The following is an 18,971-nucleotide window of genomic DNA, read 5'->3' as shown; positions in this document are numbered from 1 at the left end:
CCCTCATGTCTTTTTCTTCGCCAAATACTTAATCGGTTAATCAATACCCTCCTTTTTTTCCATTTTTTTATTGTTCAATAGATAAGTTTGTGATATTATTAACATAGTTATTAAAGAAGCGCTTTCAAAAAATGCTAAATCGCTTCTCGTTCACTTAAGGAGGAACAAAATGAAAGCTGTTGTTGTTAATCCAGAAGGTACTGGTGTTGAAATCGTTGCAAACAAAGACATGCGTCCACTTGAAACAGGGGAAGCACTTGTTCAAATCGAATACTGTGGTGTCTGCCACACTGACTTGCACGTTGCTCACGGGGACTTCGGTAAAGTTCCAGGCCGTGTTCTTGGACACGAAGGAATCGGTATTGTTAAAGAAGTTGCTCCAGATGTCAAGAGCCTAAAAGTTGGGGATCGTGTCAGTGTCGCATGGTTCTTCGAAGGATGTGGAACTTGTGAATACTGTACAACTGGTCGTGAAACTCTTTGCCGTACTGTAAAAAATGCTGGTTACTCTGTTGATGGAGGAATGGCTGAACAATGTATCGTTACTGCAGATTACGCAGTGAAAGTACCTGAAGGATTAGATCCAGCCCAAGCTTCTTCTATTACCTGTGCAGGTGTTACAACTTACAAAGCCATCAAAGAAGCCAAAGCTGAACCAGGACAATGGATCGTTATCTATGGAGCTGGTGGACTAGGAAACTTGGCTGTTCAATATGCTAAGAAAGTCTTCAACGCACATGTCATCGCTGTCGATATCAACAATGATAAACTAGAATTGGCGAAAGAAGTTGGTGCAGACTTTGTCATCAACGGTCGCGAAGTTGAAGATGTCCCAGGATTGATCAAAGAAAAAACAAATGGTGGAGCTCACTCTGCTGTCGTAACAGCTGTTTCTAAAGTAGCTTTCAACCAAGCAGTAGATTCTGTTCGTGCAGGTGGCCGCGTGGTCGCAGTTGGTCTTCCTTCTGAAATGATGGACCTCAGCATTGTGAAAACTGTATTAGATGGTATCCAAGTCATTGGTTCTCTTGTAGGAACTCGTAAAGATTTAGAAGAAGCTTTCCAATTTGGTGCAGAAGGCTTGGTCGTTCCTGTCGTTCAAAAACGTCCAGTGGAAGATGCTGTCAAAGTCTTTGACGAAATGGAAGCTGGAACCATTCAAGGACGTATGGTACTTGACTTTACAAACTAAACAACTGAACCTACAGGACTAGCCCAGTTGGGCTAGTCTTTTTGAGTGCTCTCAATCACTCTATTTTACAATTTATTATATATTTATTTTTTATTTTTGCGGATATAGATCGATTGTTGGAATATTTTTATTGAAATTCAAATCCTATGAAACTTACATATCATTGATTTCTTCTGCCATCATCAACTAATAAACAAGAGCCATTCAATAGCATTTAATTTTTATTTACCGATAATTTAATATAATAAATTAATATTTTTACATCGAGATTTTGATAGAAAAATTGACTTAAGTGTGGAAACGATTTATAATAAAGTAGCTTAAAGTTTTCTTAAACTGAAAGTCAAACAAATTTTATAAGGAGGAATGTCAATAATGAGTATTGGTATCATTATTGCTAGCCACGGTGAATTTGCAGCTGGAATCCACCAATCCGGCTCGATGATCTTTGGGGATCAAGAGAAAGTTCAAGTGGTTACGTTCATGCCAAGTGAAGGCCCGGATGATCTCTATGCTAAATTCAATGCAGCTGTTGCCGCATTTGATGCAGAAGATGAAGTCTTGGTTTTGGCTGACCTTTGGAGTGGTTCTCCATTTAACCAAGCAAGTCGCGTCATGGGAGAAAATCCAGATCGTAAATTTGCGATCATCACAGGATTGAACCTTCCGATGTTGATTCAAGCTTATACAGAGCGTTTGATGGATGCAAATGCCGGCGTTGATAAAGTCGCTGCAAACATCATTAAGGAAGCAAAAGACGGTGTCAAAGCTCTTCCAGAAGAATTGAATCCTGTTGAAGAAGCTAGTACAGCCGCTGCTGCTCCTGTAGCCCAAGCTGCTATTCCAGAAGGAACAGTTATCGGAGATGGAAAACTCAAGATTAACCTTGCCCGCTTAGATACACGTCTTCTTCATGGACAAGTCGCAACTGCTTGGACACCTGATTCAAAAGCCGATCGGATCATTGTTGCTTCAGATTCTGTTGCCAAAGATGAACTCCGTAAGGAATTGATCAAACAAGCGGCACCAAATGGTGTGAAAGCAAACGTTGTCCCAATTCAAAAATTGATCGACGTTGCAAAAGATCCACGTTTTGGAAATACCCATGCTTTGATCTTATTTGAAACACCCCAAGATGCTCTTCGCGCCATCGAAGGTGGTGTTCCGATTAAAACCTTGAACGTTGGTTCAATGGCCCACTCAACTGGTAAAACCATGGTGAACAATGTGTTGTCAATGGATAAAGATGACGTGGCTACATTTGAAAAAATGCGTGATCTTGGAGTAGAATTTGACGTCCGTAAAGTGCCAAATGACTCTAAGAAAGATTTGTTTGACTTAATTAACAAAGCTAACGTTCAATAATCGATTACTTACGAAAGGATTTTAAACATGTCTATTATTTCTATGGTATTAGTGGTCGTTGTTGCCTTCTTAGCAGGTCTTGAAGGTATCCTTGACCAATTCCAATTCCACCAACCCCTTGTTGCTTGTACCTTAATCGGTTTGGTAACAGGTAATTTGACTGCTGGCATTATGCTTGGTGGTTCACTTCAATTTATTGCACTTGGCTGGGCAAACATTGGTGCCGCAGTTGCACCCGATGCTGCTCTTGCATCTGTCGCTGCTGCCATCATCATGGTACTTGGGGGAGACTTCAGTACAAAAGGAATCGCTGTCGCTCAAAGTGTCGCTATTCCACTTGCAGTTGCTGGTCTTTTCTTGACCATGATCGTCCGTACCCTTTCCGTTGGTTTGGTTCACACTGCCGACGCTGCTGCTAGAAAAGGGGATATCAAAGGTGTAGAACGCGCTCACTTTGTGGCCCTTCTTCTTCAAGGTCTTCGTATCGCCATTCCTGCAGCCCTCTTGTTGATGATTCCTGCTGAAACTGTCAAAACTGCTCTTGAACAAATGCCAAAATGGCTCTCTGATGGAATGCAAATCGGTGGTGGTATGGTTGTAGCCGTTGGTTATGCCATGGTTATCAACATGATGGCGAGCCGTGAAGTATGGCCATTCTTTGCCATTGGTTTTGCTCTTGCAGCCGTTAGCCAATTAACTTTGATCGCTCTTGGAGCAATTGGTGTTGCCCTTGCCTTGATCTACCTTACTCTTTCTAAGAAAGGTGGCAATGGAGGTGGCGGAGCCGCTACTTCTAACGATCCAATCGGCGACATTCTCGAAGACTATTAAGAAAGGTGTGACACTATCATGACTGAAAAATTACAATTATCTAAATCAGATCGTCAAAAAGTTTGGTGGCGTTCAACCTTCTTGCAAGGTTCTTGGAACTATGAACGGATGCAAAACTTGGGTTGGGCTTACTCATTGATCCCAGCTATCAAAAAACTCTACACGAAGAAAGAAGACCAAGCGGCCGCTCTTGAGCGTCACATGGAATTCTTTAACACTCACCCATACGTTGCCGCTCCTATCATCGGGGTAACACTTGCTCTTGAAGAAGAAAGAGCAAACGGTGCTGCTATTGACGATGCTGCCATCCAAGGGGTTAAAATTGGTATGATGGGTCCTTTGGCGGGTATCGGAGATCCAGTCTTCTGGTTTACAGTACGTCCTATCCTTGGTGCCCTTGGTGCGTCACTTGCTGCGTCTGGTAACATCCTTGGCCCACTCATCTTCTTTATTGCATGGAACGCTATTCGTATGTCCTTCTTGTGGTATACCCAAGAACTTGGATACAAAGCAGGTTCCGAAATTACCAAAGATATGTCTGGTGGGATCTTGCAGGACATCACTAAAGGAGCTTCTATCCTTGGGATGTTCATCCTCGCTGTCCTAGTAGAACGTTGGGTATCGATTAAATTCGTCTTCAATGTTTCTTCTGTCAAATTAGCCGACAAGGCTTATATCCACTGGGATAAACTTCCTGAAGGATACAAGGGTATCCAAGAAGCCTTCGCTCAAGTTGGCTCAGGCCTATCTCAAACACCTGAAAAAGTTACAACTTTCCAACAAAACTTGGATTCATTGATTCCTGGTTTGATGGGATTGCTTCTTACTTTTGCTTGTATGTGGTTGTTGAAGAAAAAAGTATCTCCAATCACTATCATCATCGCTCTCTTTGTAATCGGTGTATTAGCACACGTTGCTGGCTTGATGTAAGCAAAGATCAACTAAAAAGAAGGTTTCGGCCTTCTTTTTATTATGATATAATGGAGTGAACAGCAATACAGGAGGATCTCATGGCTCAATCATTGAATAAAACCGTTGAATTCCATACTACAGGGGTTTCTTACCTTGGAGTGGGGGGAAAGGTTGGAAAAATCCTAGTCGGGAATGCCGCTTTTGAATTTTATGCGGATGCAAATGTAGAAGACTACATCCAAATTCCCTGGCAAGAAATCGAGCGAATCGGAGCCAATGTATCCGGACGTAAAATTAGCCGCCATTTTGAAATCTATACCAGAGAATCAAAATTTCTCTTTGCTTCAAAAGACTCTGGAAAAATTTTAAAGATTGCTCGGGAACATCTAGGAAATGATAAAATTGTCAAACTTCCTACGTTGATCCAAATCATCACGGCTAAAATTAAAAATCTATTTGCAAAATAGGATCTTTTCTTGTATAATAGACGCAAACGGATAAGTAAGTTAAGAGGTTCTTTCAGAAAGTCTGCGGTTGCTGCGAGCAGATAGAAATCTTAATTGAAATTCTACCGTTTCTTTAAAATAAAATATCGAATCAAGTGCACACCTGTGAAGTTGGATGGAACCGTGGCTCTGCCACTCCAACACTGTAACAGGTGTGTTTTTTGTTAAAGGAGAAGCTATGTTAGATATTAAACGAATTCGTACAGACTTTGATGCGGTTGCTAAAAAATTGGCAACACGTGGCGTAGATGCAGCTATTTTGAATGAAATGAAAGAAATCGATGCCAAACGTCGAGATATCTTGGTCAAGGTAGAAAATCTCAAAGCAGAGCGTAACACTGTATCTGCTGAAATCGCACAAGCTAAACGCAACAAGGAAAATGCAGATGATAAGATTGCTGCCATGCAAACCCTCTCTGCAGAAGTCAAAGCATTGGATACAGAATTGGCTGAAATCGATGCCAAATTAACTGAATTCACTACTACCCTTCCAAATATCCCTGCTGACAGTGTCCCTGTTGGAGCGGATGAGGATGACAACGTTGAGGTTCGCCGTTGGGGAACACCGCGCGAATTTGGCTTCGAACCAAAAGCTCACTGGGATTTAGGTGAAGACCTTGATATCCTTGACTGGGAACGCGGGGCTAAAGTCACTGGTGCTCGTTTCCTCTTCTACAAAGGACTTGGAGCTCGCTTAGAACGTGCTATCTACAACTTTATGTTGGACGAACATGGCAAGGAAGGCTACACTGAAGTCATCCCTCCTTACATGGTCAACCATGATTCTATGTTTGGTACTGGTCAGTATCCAAAATTCAAGGAAGATACTTTTGAACTTAGCGATACCAATTATGTCCTCATTCCAACAGCTGAAGTTCCTTTGACAAACTACTATCGCGATGAAATTCTTGATGGGAAAGATCTTCCAATCTACTTCACCGCTATGAGTCCATCTTTCCGTTCAGAAGCTGGTTCAGCCGGTCGTGATACCCGTGGCTTGATCCGTTTGCACCAATTCCATAAGGTTGAAATGGTGAAATTTGCCAAACCAGAAGAATCATATGATGAATTGGAAAAAATGGTTGTCAATGCTGAAAATATCCTTCAAAAACTGAACCTTCCATACCGTGTGGTAGCTCTCTCCACTGGAGACATGGGCTTCTCAGCTGCTAAGACTTACGACTTAGAAGTATGGATCCCAGCACAAAATACCTACCGTGAAATCTCAAGCTGTTCCAATACAGAAGATTTCCAAGCTCGTCGTGCGCAAATCCGCTACCGTGACGAAGCAGATGGCAAGGTAAAACTCCTTCACACTTTGAACGGTTCTGGATTGGCTGTCGGACGTACCGTCGCTGCTATTCTTGAAAACTACCAAAACGAAGACGGTTCTGTGACCATTCCAGAAGTCCTTCGCCCATACATGGGTGGCGTAGAAGTCATCGCACCAAAATAAAGTTTAAAAAAACTGAGTCTTGCAAATTGCAAGCTCAGTTTTTTAATATTTACGAAAACGTTGGTAGCGTTGCTCCAGAAGATCTTCGAGAGGCAAGGCTTGTAAAACCTTTAACTCTTCCTGTAATTCCTTCTTCACGTTAGCCAGTAGTTCTCCATTTGAAAATCCATGCTCGGGAATCACCTTATCGACAATTTCCATATTTAACAATTCGTGAGAAGTAATCTTCATCAACTCTGCTGCTTCCATGGCACGACTTCCATCTTTCCAAAGAATAGAGGCGAAACCTTCTGGACTCAAGACTGCATAGATAGAGTTCTCAAGCATCCAGACCTTATCTGCTACAGCAAGAGCCAAGGCACCACCAGAACCACCTTCTCCGATGATAATCGCGATAATCGGAACTTTTAAATCACTCATTTCCATGAGGTTACGGGCAATGGCTTCACCTTGTCCTCGTTCTTCAGCACCAACACCAGGATAAGCACCCGCTGTATTGATAAAGGTCACAACTGGACGACCAAATTTCTCCGCTTGCTTCATGAGGCGCAAAGCTTTTCGATAGCCTTCTGGATGTGGTTGCCCAAAATTACGTTTTAGATTATCCTGAAGATTTTTTCCTTTTTGGATTCCAACGACTGTAACCGTTTGATCGCCTAAGCGTCCAATCCCACCAATCACCGCACCATCATCACGGAAGTTTCGATCTCCATGTAATTCGATAAAATCATCAAAGATTCCTTGAGCAAAATCAAGCGCAGTCAATCTTCCTTGGTCACGTGCCTCTTTAATAATCTGTGTTATTTTACTCATGTTTACCTCCATGAAGGGCCAATAATTGTCCAACTGTTGCTCGGATTTGGCTTCTCTCCACAATCAAGTCTACAAATCCATGTTCTTGTAGAAATTCTGCTTTTTGGAAATCATCTGGCAATTTCTCACGCACAGTTGATTCGATCACGCGTCGACCAGCAAACCCGACCAAGGCTTGACTCTCTGCCATGATAATATCACCTTCCATAGCAAATGAAGCCGTTACCCCACCGGTTGTCGGATCTGTCAATACCGTCAAATAGAATAATTTTTCTTTAGAATGACGTTGAACAGCCGCAGAAATTTTTGCCATTTGCATCAAACTCACGATACCTTCTTGCATCCGAGCGCCACCGGAAGCAGTAAAGAGAACAACTGGCAATTTTTCTTTTGTCGCAAATTCAAATAAACGAGTAATTTTTTCACCTACTACAGAACCCATTGAAGCCATGATAAAGTTGGAATCCATGATCCCAAGAGCAACTTTTTGGCCTTTAATCAAGGCAGTTCCAGTTAGCACAGCTTCATCCAGCCCTGTCATTTCCCGCACTGCTGCCAGTTTCTTCTTATAATTAGGAAAATTCAAAGGGTCTGTCGTTTCGATTCCTGTAAACATTTCCTCAAAGCTAGCTGGATCCACTGTCAGCGCCAAGCGTTCTTTAGCAGAAATACGGAAGGTATAGCCACAATTCGGGCATACCCGTTCACTACCTAAATCTTTTTGGTAAATGGTATGTTTACAACCTGGGCATTGTGAAAATAGTTCATCAGGTACTTCAGGTTTTGGCTGAGGTTCCTTCCAGGCTGACCTATTCGGATTGATCCGAATATATTTATCTTTTTTAGAAAATAATGCCATTACTTACTCCTTATAATATGCTACAGTATCTGCAGCATTACTATAAAAGCCTGCAACTGTGAGGATGATGTTCATACTTCCCTCACAAGTCCAGGCTTTTTCATCATTCCTTATTATAATTTGGAAGGAATTGTTCCATCAAAAATGCAGTATCATAATCACCAGCGATCACATGTGAATCTGAAATCAAATCCAACTGGAAACTGCTATTGGTTGTGACACCATCGATTTCCAACTCATAAAGAGCTCTCTGCATTTTCATCAGTGCATCAAAGCGATTTTCACCATGGACAATGATCTTAGCAATCATACTATCATAATATGGTGGAATCGTATAACCAGGATACACAGCCGAATCCACACGCAATCCAACCCCACCACTTGGAAGATAGAGATTAGTGATCTTACCTGGGCTTGGTGCAAAGTTAAAGGAAGGATTTTCCGCATTGATCCGGCATTCAATCGCATGGCCTTTAAAGACAATATCCTCTTGAGTAACGGATAATTCTTGTCCAGCTGCAATTTTAATCTGTTCCTTAACGATATCAACTCCTGTTACAAATTCTGTAACAGGATGCTCTACTTGCACACGGGTATTCATTTCCATAAAGTAGAATTCACCCTTGCCTTCATCATACAAGAATTCAATCGTTCCAGCATTCTCATATCCAACTGACTCAGCTGCCCGAACAGCAGCAGAACCAATGCGATTGCGAAGCGTTTTTCCGATGGCAATCGAAGGGGATTCTTCTAGAACTTTTTGATTGTTCCGTTGAAGAGAGCAATCACGTTCACCTAAGTGAACGACATGTCCATGCTGATCCGCTAAAATTTGTACTTCAATGTGGCGTGCAGGATAAATCACCCGCTCCATATACATGGCACCATTCCCAAAAGCAGCTTGAGCTTCTGAGGAAGCTGATTCAAAAGCAGCAACCAGATCCTCTGGTTTTTCAACCTTCCGAATTCCTTTACCACCGCCTCCCGCAGATGCTTTCAACATCACAGGATAACCGATGCGTTCGGCAATCTCGAGGGCTTCTTCAGCAGTATACACTTCACCATCTGATCCAGGAATAACAGGTACTCCTGCTTTGATCATCTGTTTACGAGCATTAATCTTATCCCCCATCATATCCATGACTTTAGCAGATGGACCGATAAATTTAATACCTACTTCCTCACACATGGTTGCAAATTTTGAGTTTTCACTTAAAAATCCAAAACCAGGATGGATGGCTTCTGCACCTGTTAAAACAGCAGCAGACAAGACAGCACTCATATTTAAATAAGATTCTGTTGATTTAGCAGGTCCAATACAGACTGCTTCATCCGCTAGTAAGGTATGCAAGGCTTCTTTATCAGCAGTAGAATACACCGCAACCGTCTCGATGCCAAGTTCACGAGCTGCACGAATAATGCGAACTGCAATCTCACCACGATTGGCGATTAAGATCTTACGAAACATAGATAGGCCTTTCTTAATTTCCAATTGCAAAAGTAAGTGTTCCTGAAGCTGCAAGCTTGCCGTCTACCTCTGCCTTTGCTTCAACAACAGCAATGGTTCCACGACGTTTGACAAAAGTAGCTGTCATCACCAATTGATCTCCAGGAACGACTTGTTTTTTAAACTTCACCTTGTCCATCCCTGCATAAAAGACTAATTTCCCTTTATTTTCAGGTTTTGACAACTCTAGTACACCTGCTGTTTGTGCCAAAGCTTCCATGATAAGAACACCTGGCATAACAGGATATTGTGGAAAATGTCCATTAAAAAATGGTTCATTAATCGTTACGTTCTTAATGGCAACAATCGTATCTTCGCTTGTTTCCAATACGCGATCCACCAAAAGCATTGGGTAACGATGCGGCAAAGCCTCACGAATAGCATTAATATCAATTGTCATTTGATTCGAACCAATCCTTTTCCAAATTCAACCATTTCTTCATTCGTTACCAAAATTTCAGTGACTACCCCATCTTTAGGTGCTGGGACTTCATTCATCACTTTCATGGCTTCGATGATCAAGAGTGTTTGACCCTTAGTGACCTTATCTCCTACAGATACAAAGGCTGGTTTATCCGGAGCTGGTGACAAGTAAGCTACCCCAACCAATGGACTTTCAACCACATCACCTTCTGCCGCTTGAGCTGGAGCAGTAACTGGTTCAGCCGCTACAGCTGGAGTTGCTGGTGCTTCAACAACAGGAGCTACTACAGGAGTTTGAGGTGTTGCTACCACTTCAACTGCAGGAGCTACCGGTGTAGCCGCAACTGAACTCGTTTGGTTTTTACTCAAATTCAATTCTTCCCCGTTATTTTTATAGGAGAATTCACGCAAAGTTGACGCATCAAATTGAGCCAACAAATCTTTGATTTCAGAAATATTCATGAATTAACCCTCCCAACGTTTAAAGGCCAGAACAGCATTGTGTCCTCCAAAACCAAAGGTATTTGAGATAGCGTACTGAATATCCGCTTCTTGACCTTCACCATAAACAACGTTTGCTTCGATATAGTCAGACAATTCTTTAGTACCAGCAGTTTTTGGTACAAAGCTATGACGAATCGCTTCGATGGTAGCAATCGCTTCAACTGCACCAGCAGCACCAAGCAAGTGTCCTGTAAATGATTTCGTAGATGATACAGGAACTTCTTTACCAAGGACAGAAACAATAGCTCCGCTTTCACCTTTCTCATTGGCTGGTGTAGATGTACCATGTGCGTTGACATAATCGACATCTTCAGGCTTGATACCAGCTTCATTGATCGCTAATTTAATCGCTTTAGCCGCACCTGAACCATCTGGTGTTGGTGTTGTCATATGGTAAGCATCACAGTTTGATCCGTAACCAACAATCTCAGCCAAAATATTAGCACCACGTTTTTGGGCATGTTCCAAACTTTCGATGACAAGAACCCCTGCACCTTCACCCATCACAAAACCATTACGGTCTTTGTCAAATGGGATAGATGAACGTTCTGGGTCTTCTGTTGTTGAAAGGGCCGTAAGAGCATTGAAACCACCGATACCAATCTTAGTAATCGAAGCTTCAGCACCACCTGCCAAAACAACATCATGCATACCAAATTTAATTTCACGGAAAGCTTCACCAATGGCATCGTTGGCAGAAGCACAAGCTGTTGTCACGGATTTACATACCCCTTGAGCCCCAATCTTAAGTGCGATGTTTCCAGCCCCCATGTTTGAAAGAGCTTTTGGAATAAACATTGGCTGGATTCTCTTCATTCCACGTTCATGCATACGGATAATTTGATCTTCCAATTCTTGCAAACCACCGATACCAGATGAGACAATCACACCTACACGATCGCGGTTTTCTTCTTCCATATTCAAGCCTGAATTTTCAATAGCTTCCATCGCAGCATAGATTGCATACAATGAGTAGGTATCCATACGATTTTGATCTTTCTTTACGAAATATTTATCGAATGGGAAATCTTGAATTTCACCAGCATTAAAGACTGGAATTTCAGAAGCATCAAATTTCGTAATGGGTTTAATCCCAATTTTTCCTTCATGAAGGCTATTCCAGAACTCCTCTGGTGTATTTCCGATTGGTGAGGTTACACCGTAACCTGTAACAACAACACGATTTGTAGACATATATATTCTCCTTTTGTCGGATGGATATTTAAGTAAGTAATTTTCGATCAGTGACCATTCGTTATTGCATAGTCATTCCGCCATCAATGGCAATTGTTTGACCAGTTAAATATTCTTGACCTGCCAAGAAAGCCGCAACTTCTGCCACTTCTTCAGCTTGACCAATTCGTTTCATTGGCACTTGCGCTAGCATGGCGTCCTTCATTTTCTCTGGAATAGCGTCTGTCATATCTGATTCAATAAAACCAGGTGCAATGGCATTCACACGAACCCCACGAGCCGCAACTTCACGCGCAACGGATTTGGTAAAACCAATCAATCCAGCTTTTGAAGCTGCATAGTTCGCTTGACCAATATTCCCCATAAGACCCACTACAGAGGACATGTTGATAATGGCACCTTGACGAGCTTTAGACATAGGTTTTAAGACAGCTTGAGTCATATTAAAGGCACCGGTCAGGTTGATTTTCAAGACCCGTTCAAAATCTTCTTCAGTCATTTTCAACATCAACTTGTCGTTTGTGATGCCAGCGTTATTGACCAAAACATCAACACTTCCAAGCTTTTCAATTGCTTCAGCTACCATACGTTGCGCATCTTCGCCATTAGAAATATCCCCAGAAATACCAACAACAGTCACACCATAATCAGCAAACTGAGCTAATAAATCCTCTGAAATTTCTGAACGGCCGTTCAAGACAATATTAGCACCGAGACTCGCAAACTTATGAGCCACAGCCAATCCAATTCCACGTGTTGAACCTGTCACAAAAACATTTTTATTTTTAAGTTCCATATTTACCTCGTTTTAAGCATTCAGAAGAGCATCTAGACTAGCCTGATCTTCGACGTTATAAGTTGGAAGAGTTTTATCAATTTTCTTCAAGAATCCTGACAAGACTTTTCCAGGTCCGATCTCGATGACTTCATCTACACCAAAGTCTTGAATCGTAGCAATTGAATCATAGAAACGAACCGGTTCTTTTACTTGACGTGCCAAAAGTGCTTTCACATCTTCTGACTTCATGATAGTAGCTTCTGTATTCCCAACTAAAGGAAGATCAAAATCATTAAATGATACTTTTTCTAGTTCAGCCGCCAATTTTTGACTAGCAGATTCCAGTAAGGCTGTGTGGAATGGACCTGACACATTCAAAGGGATCAAGCGTTTGGCACCTGCTTCCTTCAATAGTTCAACAGCATAGTCCACAGCTGCAACCTCACCACCAATCACAATTTGGGCTGGTGTATTGTAGTTAGCTGGTGTCACTACACCCTTTTCAGATGCTTGTTGACAAATCTCTTCGATCAAACTTGGATCTGTATTCATAACAGCAACCATTTTCCCACTTCCAGCAGGAGCTGCCGTTTCCATGAATTCACCTCGTTTCGCAACCAAAGCTACTGCATCTTCAAACGAAAGAGCTCCAGCCGCAACCAGGGCAGAATATTCCCCCAAAGAGAGGCCGGCAACAATATCAGGAGTGATACCATTTTCTACTAAGAGACGATAAATGGCTACTGACGTTGTCAAAATAGCTGGTTGAGTATAGCGTGTCTGATTCAGTTTTTCTTCGTTAGAATCAATCAATTCACGCAAATCATAACCGAGAATACGACTAGCCGTATCAAATGTCTCTTTAACAACGGGATAAGCCGCATACAAATCGCTCGCCATGCCCAATTTCTGAGCCCCTTGACCAGCAAATAAGAACGCACGTTTTGTCACTATCCTAATCCTTTCGACGTTTTTAGACGTTTACATCTGCCCAACGAGCAGCCTCTTTTTTAATCACCTTGGCTGCACCATAATAGATATCTTCTAGAATTTCAGCACAAGTTTCTTCCTTGCTGACAAGTCCAGCAATTTGACCCGCCATTACAGAACCATTGTCAACATCTCCATCAACAACGGCATTGCGAAGGGCTCCTGCTCCTAATTCTTCAATTTCTTCTTGAGTCTTCTTACCTGCCAAGAAATCTTTTTCAGCTTGGTTATAGGCAGAAGCCAATTTATTCTTGATCGCACGAACAGGGTGTCCAACAACTGATGCTGAAACTACCGTATCAATATCTTTCGCTTTCAAGATTTTATTCTTAAAGTTTTGGTGAGCATTAGATTCTTTTGCAACCACGAAACGAGTTCCCACCTGAACAGCTTCGGCACCTAACATAAAGACAGCTGCAGCACCGGCACCATCAGCGACTCCTCCAGCACCAATTACTGGAATAGAAATAGCTTCAACCACTTGGCGAACCAAGGTCATAGTCGTCAATTTACCAATGTGACCTCCAGCTTCCATTCCTTCTGTAATCACTGCATCGGCACCCAATTTTTCCATCCGTTTTGCAAGGGCAACAGATGGAACAACAGGAATGACAGTGATCCCTGCTTCATGGAAACGATCCATGTATTTCCCAGGATTTCCAGCTCCAGTTGTAACAACTTTTACACCTTCTTCAATCACCAGGTCAACAATGTCATCCGCGAATGGGGACAAAAGCATGATATTTACACCAAAAGGTTTATCTGTAATAGACTTCACTTTATCAATGTTAGCCTTTACAACTTCTTTTGGAGCGTTCCCGCCACCAATGATTCCAAGACCACCGGCGTTTGATACTGCTCCAGCCAAGTCACCATCAGCGACCCATGCCATCCCACCTTGGAAGATTGGATATTTAATATTCAATAGTTCAGTAATTCGTGTTTGCATCATACCTACCTCTTTTTTCGCTTAAGTAATAGTTTGAGTTTAAAAGATTGTTTCTTTGAGCCTCAAACTATTACCTAAACAAGAGAGAATATCTTTCGATACTCTCATCTATCATTATTTTGTTTTTTCTTCTACGTAAGCGACAAGGTCACCAACTGTAGATAATCCTTCTTCAGTTTCGATTTGGATGTCAAAAGCATCTTCAATTTCAGAGATAACTTGGAACAAATCCAATGAATCTGCTTCTAAATCTTCGAATGTAGATTCAAGAGTTACTTCTGATGGTTCTTTACCAAGTTCTTCAACGATAATTTCTTGTACTTTTTCAAATACTGCCATGACAGGCCTCCTTAAAAAATAATATATAAATTTTTAAAATGTGTTTCCACATGTTTAACTAGATTGTAACAAGAAGTGTGCCCCATGTCAAACCTCCACCGAAACCTGTAAGAAGAATTTTTTGACTTCCATCCATCTTGATTCGATAATTCTCGACACACTCCGATAATAGAATGGGGATACTAGCAGCACTAGTGTTCCCATATTCCATCATATTTGCTGGGATCTTCTCTCTAGAGACACCCAGTTTTTTTGACATCTTATCTAACATTCGGTCATTCGCCTGATGTAAAAGAAAATAGTCAATCTCTTCTGCTTCCATAGAGGCGTCTGCTATAATCTTTTGAATGCTTTTCGTGACATCACGAATAGCAAAATCAAAAACTGCCCGCCCATCCATCGTCAGATATCTTCGATCGGTAACTTCCTCTGAATAAGGAGAAGACAGACCCAAATAGCAAGATTCAAGACTAGAACCACGGCTACCATCCGTAAAAAGACTTTCAGCTAAAAACGATTTTTGATCGCTCGCTTCAAGCAAGACACCGCCAGCTCCATCTCCAAAAAGTACTGAAGTAGAGCGATCTGACCAGTCTAATACTTTTGAAAGCGTCTCACTACCGATCACAATCCCTCGCTGGTACATCCCTGAAGAAATGTATTTTTCAGCAGTGGCTAATGCAAATACAAATCCGCTACATGCTGCAGTCAGGTCAAAAGCAAAGGCTCGAGAAGCTCCAATATTAGCTTGTACCCGGGCTGCGGTCGATGGCATTAAGCTATCTGGAGTAATCGTAGCCACAAGGATGAAATCAATTTCCTCAGCGTCTATCTTTGCTTTTGCTAATAATCTTTGTGCAACAACTGTTGCTAGATCACTTGTCGTCTCATCTTTTGAAATGTGACGCCGAAGGATACCTGTCCGACTACTGATCCATTCATCACTTGTATCCATGATCTCAGCCAAATCATCATTTGATACGACTTGGTCAGGTGCATAATGAGCAACTTGACTAATTTTAGCAAAGACCATTATTTAATTTCCTCCAAGAAACGATACAGATTTTGCAATCCTTTTTGCATCACTTTCTTCTCTTCGGGACTCATATCTCCAATAATCTGGTTGACCATCCGTTTATGGAATTGCTGATGAAGACGATAAAGTAGACGACCGTTCTTCGTTAAACTCAAGTGTACAACCCGGCGATCAACTTCCGATCTTCTTCTTTCGATATACCCTTTGCGTTCAAGATTATTCAAACTTGTCGTGACAGTCCCCAAAGTCACCATCAACTCCCGTGAAATATCACTCGGGGTTGCATTCGGTGTCGAACCAATCACATCGATCGTATGCATTTCTTTAATAGAAACATCTTTGAATCGACTTGCTCTTAGGCTCGACTCCTCAATAACCAAAACATTATTAAAGATGGATGTTAAATAGTCGTTAACTAATTGGTAATTCAAAACTCCACCTCCTAATTTTACTTTGATAGTCAAATTTTATCAAAAATGAAAATAATTTGCAAGCATTTTTTCACAAAACATAGAAAAAATACAAATTTATTTTCCTTTAAATTGTGGCCGACGTTTCTCAGAGTAGGCAATAACCCCCTCCTTGAAATCTTCTGTAAATGCTAGTTTCTTTTGCAAATCCAATTCAAGATCCGCATATTGGTCCCATTCTTTCAAGAATGCTTCCCAAACCATTTCTTTCATGGCAGCATAAGAATTTGAAGATCCTCTTCTTAATTTTTTAAGCAATTGCTCAACGGTTTTATCGAGTTTTTCAGATTCACAAACACGATAAGCTAGGCCATAATCAAATGCTTTTTCAGCAGTCAAGGCTTCACCCGTCATTACTAAATGAGTAGCCCGAGACATGCCAATGGCTTTTCCTAACAAGAATAACCCACCCGCATCTGGTGCTAAACCAACCCCAACAAAGGCTTGGATAAATTTAGTACGATCACTAATAATACAAAAATCAACAGCTACTGCAATGTTAGCAGCTGCTCCAGCAACCGCTCCATCTGCCACCATAATAACCGGTTTTGGCAATTGCTTGATTTTCTTTGAAATCGTATTAACTAATTCGGCAATTAAAACAAGAGACTCGATGTCATCCGCATCGACTGCGCGTTTCATTTCGCTCAAATCTCCACCAACTGAAAAGATTTTCCCTTCTGCTGATAGAATAATGAATTTTACTTCCTCATTTTTTTCTGCATCTTCCAGGGCAGCTAAAATTTCCTGACACATTGGAATGTTAAAACCATTGGATACTTCAGGACGATTTAAAGAGATTGTCGCGAGGTCGTTTTCGACAGAATACAAAATTGTTTCAAACATCACAGACTCCTTTTGTTTAAATATAAAATATTTTGATATTAAAACTTTTGAATTATAACATATCATACCACAAAAAAGTAAAATAGTAAAATATATCTATAAGATGTAACAAAATTGTAAAATTTGAATAATTACAATTTCTCTCCTCTACAGAATCAATTATTTTATGCCCTATCTGTAAATACATTGTATCAATAACTGAACTTTGGTATAATGTATTAATGAAACTATTAAGGAGAAAATATGAAAGTAACTAAATTCGGTGGAAGTTCTCTAGCATCAGCTTCTCAATTAAAAAAAGTACTTGATATCATTAAAGATGATCCAGAAAGAAGATTTGTAGTTGTATCAGCTCCAGGTAAGCGCAACGCTGAAGACACAAAAGTAACAGATGCTCTGATCCGTTATTATAAAGAATTCACTTCAGATAAAGATGTTACGCAAACACAACAGTGGATTATTGAGCGTTATCGTGCCATTACAGAAGAATTGGGTCTCAAAGATTCTATCATTCAAGAAATTGCTGAAGATATCTATGATCTGACAAATTTGCCTAAAAAAGGAAATCCATTTACATACGATGCATTTTTGGCAGCCGGTGAAAACAACAACGCTAAACTCATAGCTGCCTATTTTAATCAAAATGGATTAGAAGCAAAATATATCCATCCAAAAGAAGCAGGAATTACAGTCACCGCAGAACCTTCCAACGCTCGTATTTTACCTTCTAGTTACGATAAAATTGAAGAACTAAAAGATGCAAGTGAAGTAATTGTCATTCCAGGTTTTTTTGGTGTTACCCAAGATGGGGACATTTGTACATTTTCTCGTGGTGGATCTGACATTACAGGATCTATCATTGCAGCTGGCGTAAAAGCAGACTTATACGAAAACTATACAGATGTAAATGGTATCTTTGCAGCACATCCAGGTATTATTAAACACCCACATTCAATTCCTGAATTAACTTACAAGGAAATGCGTGAATTAGCCTATGCAGGTTTTTCAGTCTTACATGATGAAGCACTCGTTCCAGCATACAGAGGTAAAATTCCATTAGTCATTAAAAATACAAATAATCCAGACCATCCAGGAACCCGAATTGTTTTGGAACATTCAAATGATCATGTGACTGTTGTAGGGATTGCAGGTGATTCAGGATTCGTTAGTATCAACACTACCAAATACCTCATGAACCGAGAAGTCGGTTTTGGTCGAAAAGTCCTTCAAATTTTAGAAGATCTCAATATTAGTTGGGAACATATGCCAACTGGAATCGATGACTTGTCTATCATTTTGCGTTCACGTGAACTGACTCCGATTAAAGAACAAGAAATTCTGAAACAATTAACACAAAAACTCGAAGTTGACACAGCTGAAATTGAACATGATCTTTCAATCATTATGATTGTTGGTGAAAAAATGAAGAGCCAAGTAGGGGTTACCGCAACTGCAGCTAAGGCACTGTCAGAAAATGAAATTAATATTCAAATGATCTCACAAGGATCTAGTGAGGTTTCTATTATGTTCGTTGTAAGTAAAGATCAAGAAGAAAAAGCCATTAAAGCCTTATATAATGCATTTTTCCCAAATAACTAAAAGTATAAAAGCTCCGTTATAAAAACGGAGCTTTTATATTTCCAAATTTGTAAAATTAAGCAAGACCAAAAAAGCTATTTATGTTAGGCTCAGATAAACACCACATTTGTCTGAAAGGAACTAACATAAATGACCCATACTCATCTTACCACAAACGAGCTTGCTATCAAGAAAACATAAAAGTTTCAGACTAGGTTTTGAAAAAAATAAAAATAAAAAGACCAGGCCACTGGTCTAATTCCTATACTCCGCCAGTAGGACTCGAACCTACGACATCATGATTAACAGTCATGCGCTACTACCAACTGAGCTATGGCGGAAAAAAGCTAAGCGACTACCTTATCTCACAGGGGGCAACCCCCAACTACTTCCGGCGTTCTAGGGCTTAACTGCTGTGTTCGG

General features: G+C 40.8%; 20 protein-coding genes and 1 tRNA gene. 7 read left to right on the top strand and 14 right to left on the bottom strand.

The window, feature by feature from the left end; translation table 11 throughout:
• The first annotated feature begins 169 nt into the window (after positions 1 to 169).
• The 6 genes from adhP to serS all read left to right on the top strand — a co-directional run bounded on the left by adhP (position 170) and on the right by serS (position 6,262).
• A complete protein-coding gene (adhP, locus tag ACESR9_RS06975; RefSeq protein WP_003003874.1) occupies positions 170 to 1,192 on the top strand; it encodes an alcohol dehydrogenase AdhP in 1,023 nt (340 codons plus the stop codon).
• 375 nt (positions 1,193 to 1,567) lie between these two features.
• The gene (locus tag ACESR9_RS06970) at positions 1,568 to 2,557 is read left to right on the top strand and encodes a PTS sugar transporter subunit IIB (RefSeq protein WP_031575194.1); all 990 of its coding nucleotides are present in this window, start codon (positions 1,568 to 1,570) and stop codon (positions 2,555 to 2,557) included.
• 27 nt (positions 2,558 to 2,584) lie between these two features.
• Positions 2,585 to 3,388, top strand: coding sequence for a PTS mannose/fructose/sorbose transporter subunit IIC (locus tag ACESR9_RS06965; RefSeq protein WP_003003888.1), 804 nt, complete (start codon positions 2,585 to 2,587; stop codon positions 3,386 to 3,388).
• Positions 3,389 to 3,406: 18 nt separating this feature from the next.
• A complete protein-coding gene (locus ACESR9_RS06960) occupies positions 3,407 to 4,318 on the top strand; it encodes a PTS system mannose/fructose/sorbose family transporter subunit IID (protein WP_373106177.1) in 912 nt (303 codons plus the stop codon).
• An 80-nt stretch (positions 4,319 to 4,398) separates the two neighbouring features.
• Positions 4,399 to 4,767 carry a DUF956 family protein gene (locus ACESR9_RS06955; protein ID WP_023920226.1) on the top strand — a complete coding sequence of 123 codons (369 nt, stop codon included), beginning with the start codon at positions 4,399 to 4,401 and terminating at the stop codon, positions 4,765 to 4,767.
• Between the two features lie 217 nt (positions 4,768 to 4,984).
• On the top strand, positions 4,985 to 6,262 hold the full coding sequence (gene serS / locus ACESR9_RS06950; RefSeq protein WP_129299726.1) for a serine--tRNA ligase: 1,278 nt from the start codon (positions 4,985 to 4,987) through the stop codon (positions 6,260 to 6,262).
• A 42-nt stretch (positions 6,263 to 6,304) separates the two neighbouring features.
• On the opposite strand, the gene ACESR9_RS06945 is transcribed toward serS, so the two are convergent.
• The 13 genes from ACESR9_RS06945 to fabM form a co-directional block, all read right to left on the bottom strand.
• Positions 6,305 to 7,075, bottom strand: coding sequence for an acetyl-CoA carboxylase carboxyl transferase subunit alpha (locus ACESR9_RS06945; protein WP_003012573.1), 771 nt, complete (start codon positions 7,073 to 7,075; stop codon positions 6,305 to 6,307).
• A complete protein-coding gene (accD, locus tag ACESR9_RS06940) occupies positions 7,068 to 7,934 on the bottom strand; it encodes an acetyl-CoA carboxylase, carboxyltransferase subunit beta (protein WP_003003810.1) in 867 nt (288 codons plus the stop codon). The genes ACESR9_RS06945 and accD overlap by 8 nt, the downstream gene beginning before the upstream one ends.
• Before the next feature lie 103 nt (positions 7,935 to 8,037).
• On the bottom strand, positions 8,038 to 9,402 hold the full coding sequence (locus ACESR9_RS06935) for an acetyl-CoA carboxylase biotin carboxylase subunit (RefSeq protein ID WP_049499918.1): 1,365 nt from the start codon (positions 9,400 to 9,402) through the stop codon (positions 8,038 to 8,040).
• Between the two features lie 13 nt (positions 9,403 to 9,415).
• Positions 9,416 to 9,841, bottom strand: a complete 426-nt coding sequence (gene fabZ, locus ACESR9_RS06930) for a 3-hydroxyacyl-ACP dehydratase FabZ (RefSeq protein WP_003004019.1) — start codon at positions 9,839 to 9,841, stop codon at positions 9,416 to 9,418.
• Entirely contained in the window at positions 9,838 to 10,326 is a 489-nt protein-coding gene (accB, locus tag ACESR9_RS06925; RefSeq protein ID WP_368403499.1) for an acetyl-CoA carboxylase biotin carboxyl carrier protein, read from the bottom strand. Before accB ends, fabZ begins: the two co-directional genes overlap by 4 nt.
• Before the next feature lie 3 nt (positions 10,327 to 10,329).
• Positions 10,330 to 11,562, bottom strand: coding sequence for a beta-ketoacyl-ACP synthase II (gene fabF / locus ACESR9_RS06920; protein ID WP_315376846.1), 1,233 nt, complete (start codon positions 11,560 to 11,562; stop codon positions 10,330 to 10,332).
• A gap of 61 nt (positions 11,563 to 11,623) precedes the next feature.
• Entirely contained in the window at positions 11,624 to 12,358 is a 735-nt protein-coding gene (gene fabG, locus ACESR9_RS06915; protein ID WP_315376844.1) for a 3-oxoacyl-[acyl-carrier-protein] reductase, read from the bottom strand.
• Positions 12,359 to 12,370: 12 nt separating this feature from the next.
• A complete protein-coding gene (gene fabD / locus ACESR9_RS06910) occupies positions 12,371 to 13,291 on the bottom strand; it encodes an ACP S-malonyltransferase (RefSeq protein ID WP_373106176.1) in 921 nt (306 codons plus the stop codon).
• A gap of 22 nt (positions 13,292 to 13,313) precedes the next feature.
• Positions 13,314 to 14,279, bottom strand: a complete 966-nt coding sequence (gene fabK / locus ACESR9_RS06905) for an enoyl-[acyl-carrier-protein] reductase FabK (protein ID WP_373106203.1) — start codon at positions 14,277 to 14,279, stop codon at positions 13,314 to 13,316.
• A 114-nt stretch (positions 14,280 to 14,393) separates the two neighbouring features.
• A complete protein-coding gene (locus ACESR9_RS06900) occupies positions 14,394 to 14,618 on the bottom strand; it encodes an acyl carrier protein (RefSeq protein WP_003003892.1) in 225 nt (74 codons plus the stop codon).
• A gap of 58 nt (positions 14,619 to 14,676) precedes the next feature.
• Positions 14,677 to 15,651 carry a beta-ketoacyl-ACP synthase III gene (locus ACESR9_RS06895; protein WP_373106175.1) on the bottom strand — a complete coding sequence of 325 codons (975 nt, stop codon included), beginning with the start codon at positions 15,649 to 15,651 and terminating at the stop codon, positions 14,677 to 14,679.
• Positions 15,651 to 16,085 (bottom strand): fatty acid biosynthesis transcriptional regulator FabT, encoded by a 435-nt coding sequence (gene fabT / locus ACESR9_RS06890; RefSeq protein ID WP_003003993.1) that lies wholly within the window; start codon positions 16,083 to 16,085, stop codon positions 15,651 to 15,653. The genes ACESR9_RS06895 and fabT overlap by 1 nt, the downstream gene beginning before the upstream one ends.
• A 96-nt stretch (positions 16,086 to 16,181) precedes the next feature.
• Complete coding sequence (fabM, locus tag ACESR9_RS06885) at positions 16,182 to 16,973, bottom strand: trans-2-decenoyl-ACP isomerase (protein WP_373106174.1); 792 nt, start codon at positions 16,971 to 16,973, stop codon at positions 16,182 to 16,184.
• A gap of 240 nt (positions 16,974 to 17,213) precedes the next feature.
• Here fabM and ACESR9_RS06880 point away from each other — a divergent pair, with 240 nt between their 5' ends.
• Complete coding sequence (locus tag ACESR9_RS06880; RefSeq protein WP_373106173.1) at positions 17,214 to 18,569, top strand: aspartate kinase; 1,356 nt, start codon at positions 17,214 to 17,216, stop codon at positions 18,567 to 18,569.
• Positions 18,570 to 18,815: 246 nt separating this feature from the next.
• Here the strand turns inward: ACESR9_RS06880 and ACESR9_RS06875 are convergent.
• A tRNA-Asn gene (locus ACESR9_RS06875) sits at positions 18,816 to 18,889 on the bottom strand.
• Between the last annotated feature and the right edge of the window lie 82 nt (positions 18,890 to 18,971).

Origin of the sequence: Streptococcus parasanguinis (assembly GCF_964238605.1) — a bacterium.
In the GTDB taxonomy this organism is placed as follows: Bacteria; Bacillota; Bacilli; order Lactobacillales; family Streptococcaceae; genus Streptococcus; species Streptococcus parasanguinis_AJ.
This window is presented reverse-complemented; position numbering and strand designations above follow the sequence as displayed.